3 protein-coding genes are annotated in these 2,897 nt (G+C 72.4%); 2 read left to right on the forward strand and 1 reads right to left on the reverse strand.

Annotation, left to right across the window (positions count from 1 at the left end):
- Both PROKR_RS01415 and PROKR_RS01420 read left to right on the forward strand, forming a co-directional pair.
- Nucleotides 1-465 (forward strand): serine hydrolase (locus PROKR_RS01415; protein ID WP_036959076.1); only part of this gene is annotated, 465 nt, incomplete at its 5' end.
- A complete protein-coding gene (locus tag PROKR_RS01420; protein ID WP_036959077.1) occupies nt 450-956 on the forward strand; it encodes a pyridoxamine 5'-phosphate oxidase family protein in 507 nt (168 codons plus the stop codon). The genes PROKR_RS01415 and PROKR_RS01420, both read left to right, overlap by 16 nt.
- Here the strand turns inward: PROKR_RS01420 and PROKR_RS01425 are convergent.
- Nucleotides 950-2,897 (reverse strand): alpha-glucuronidase (locus PROKR_RS01425; protein ID WP_051432581.1); only part of this gene is annotated, 1,948 nt, incomplete at its 5' end. The two genes, PROKR_RS01420 and PROKR_RS01425, sit on opposite strands and share 7 nt — an antisense overlap.

The raw sequence follows: 2,897 nt of genomic DNA on the forward strand, positions 1-2,897 counted from the left end.
GCGCTCCCGCCGGGCATCCGGCCGGACGCCGCGTTCGCCAACCGGCGTGACGTGCTGACCAGCGACATCCCGTCCGGGGGCACCATGTCGGCCCGCGGCGCCGCACGGGTCTTCGCGGGCCTGCTCGGGCACGGCGCCGACGCCCTGGTGTCGCCGGCCAGGCTGACGAGCATGGCGCGCCCGATGTTCGAGGGCCGGGACGCCGTCATGGACGTGCCGTCGACGTGGGCATTCGGGTTCGCCCCGTCCCGCCCGGGCGCTGTGCCTTCCCGCCCCGGGTCGGCCTTCGGTATGTTCGGCGCGAACGGATCCGGGGTCTGGGCCGACATCGACACCGGCGTCGCGGTCGCGGTGATGCGCAACCGGTTCGGCCCGGGCTGGAGCACCGCCGGTGAGATCGACCGGCTCGTCGCAGAGCACTTTCCGACGTCGTCAGAAGGAGAAGACTCATGGACAACCCAGTGACCGAGCTCGACGCGCGGTTCAGCGACCCGAACGTGCAGCCGACCGCGTGGGAGGAGACGCGGGAGGTGCTCGAGAACGCGCAGCTCACGTGGCTGACGACGGTGCGCGCCGACGGCCGCCCGCACGTCACGCCGCTCGTCGCCGTCTGGCACGAGGGGGCGCTGCACTTCACCACGGGCCCCGAGGAGCAGAAGGCCGTCAACCTTCGGGGCAACCCAAACGTGGTGCTGACCACGGGCGACAGCACCTGGAACAAGGGGCTGGACGTCATGGTCGAGGGCCCGGCGCGGCGCGTCACCGACCAGCGGACCCTGGAGCTGCTCGCGGCCGCGTGGCGCGAGAAGTGGACCGGGCAGTGGCAGTACGAGGTCGGCGACGGAGCCTTCACCAACGACGTCGGCGGGACCGCCCTCGTGTTCGCCGTCCAGCCGGCCAAGGTGCTGGCCTTCGGCAAGGGCACCTACAGCCAGACCTCGTACGTGCCTCAGTAGATCGTGCGTCCCCGCTCGTCGGCGATCCCGGACTTCCTCAGGAAGTAGGTGTTCACCTGGTCGCGCCATTCGGTGGCGCTGCGAAGCTGCTCGGCCAGCCGCTCGGCGACCCGATCGGCGACCCGCTGGTCGACCAGCGGGGAGACCTCCGACCAGGCACCGATCATCTGCTCCACGCGCTCCACGCCGTCGAAGTGGGTGTCGTAGATGTGCTGCACTACGGTCTTACCGCTGTGCAGCACGTGGGTGTACGGCACGTGGTGGAAGAACAGCAGCAGCTCGTCGGGGCACGACGACGGCGACTCGTACGTGGCCGACCACGGCGCCGGGTACTGGCCCGCGTAGCCGGTGCCGGTGCCGACCGTCCGGTCGACGCCGATGCCGTCGCGGTCCGCGAAGTGGTAGGTGCCCCACGGCGTGTACTCGTAGCCGTCGACGTCGGGCCCGTAGTGGTGGCCGGGGCGCACCATGAAGCCCACGCCGAGCGGTGCGGTGTACAGCTCGTACGTCTCCCACGACCGGTCCAGCACGGCGTGCAGGGCCTGCCCGACGACGTCCGGGGCACCCGGGAACGTGAGGCCCACCCACTCGTCGAGCACGGCGCCCGGGTCCAGCGTCGGCTCCCAGCACAGCCGCCCGTAGGCGTAGAGGTTGGCCTGGGCGAACGGGTGGCCGGTCCAGAACTCGTCGTCGCCCACGTTGGAGACGGCGGCGAACCCGCCGGCGGGCTTGCGCCAGGTGCCGGTGCCCGGGTCCTCGACGGCCTTGCCGCGGCCGGTGGCGAGGTCGGCCACGCTGGGCGAGCCGTCCGCGCGCCCGGCAGAGTCCCAGAACCGGAAGCCGAGGATCTGGCTCCACTGCGGTCCCAGGTAGACGGCGTGCCGCTGCTGGCCGGTGTACTCCTGGGTGACCTGCAGCTCCAGGGCGACGCGTGTGTGTGGCATGGCGGCCAGCACCGGGCTGAGCGGCTCCCGCACCTGGAAGTCCATCGGCCCGTACTTGACCTGCAGCACCACGTTGTCCGAGAACGTGCCGTCCAGCGGGCGGAAGTGGTCGTAGGCGGCGCGGGCGCGGTCGGTCGACCGGTCGCGCCAGTCCTGCTTGTGGTCGTACACGAACGCGCGCCAGTGGACCAGCCCGTCGAACGGCTCGACGGCCGCGGCCAGCATGTTCGCGCCGTCGGCGTGGGTACGCCCGTAGGCGAACGGCCCGGGCTGGCCCTCCGAGTCCGCCTTGACCACGAAGCCGCCGAAGTCCGGGATCGCGTCCCAGACGCGCGCGGCGGCCCGCACCCACCAGTGCGCGACGCCCTGGTCGAGGGGGTCGGACGTGTCCAGGCCGCCCAGCGTCATGGGCGACGCGAACGACACCGACAGGTGCACGCGGATGCCCCAGCGCCGGAACACCGCGGCCACGCGCACGACGTCGCCCAGGTCGTCGGTCAGGAGCCGGGCCTCGCGCGCGTGCACGTTGACGTTGTTGATGGCCACGCGGTTGATGCCGACCGCGGCCAGCAGGCGCGCGTACCGCTCCACGCGGGACAGGTCCGCGTGCACGACGCCGTCGTCGTAGAAGATCGAACCGCCGGAGTAGCCCCGCTCGACCTGGCCCATCGTGGGGTGCACGTCCACGTTGTCCCAGTGGTCGAGCATCCGCAGGTCGGTCGCGGGGGCGTGGGTCTCGTCGGTGTCGGACCCGTCGAACGCGGCGTCGCCGAGGCGCACCACGTGGAAGAAGCCGTGCAGCAGCCCGGCGTCGCACGCGGCCTGGACCACGACGGCGCCCGCCTCACGCGTGAGCCGGAAGCTCTCGTCGGGCCCCCCGCTGGTCGAGACCGGCGGGGACAGGGTCAGCACCAGGTCGGCGTCCGAGACGCCGTCGCCCACCTCGAGGCGGGAGAAGGAGCCGCCGAACCGGGCGGTCGCCGCGGCGACCTCCTCG

Source organism: Promicromonospora kroppenstedtii DSM 19349 (genome assembly GCF_000515355.1).
Taxonomy (GTDB): domain Bacteria; phylum Actinomycetota; class Actinomycetes; order Actinomycetales; family Cellulomonadaceae; genus Promicromonospora; species Promicromonospora kroppenstedtii.

Bases quoted from the DNA above. Each gene is read 5' to 3' on its own strand.
- PROKR_RS01420 (WP_036959077.1), top strand. From the start codon at position 450: ATGGACAACCCAGTGACCGAGCTCGACGCGCGGTTCAGCGACCCGAAC.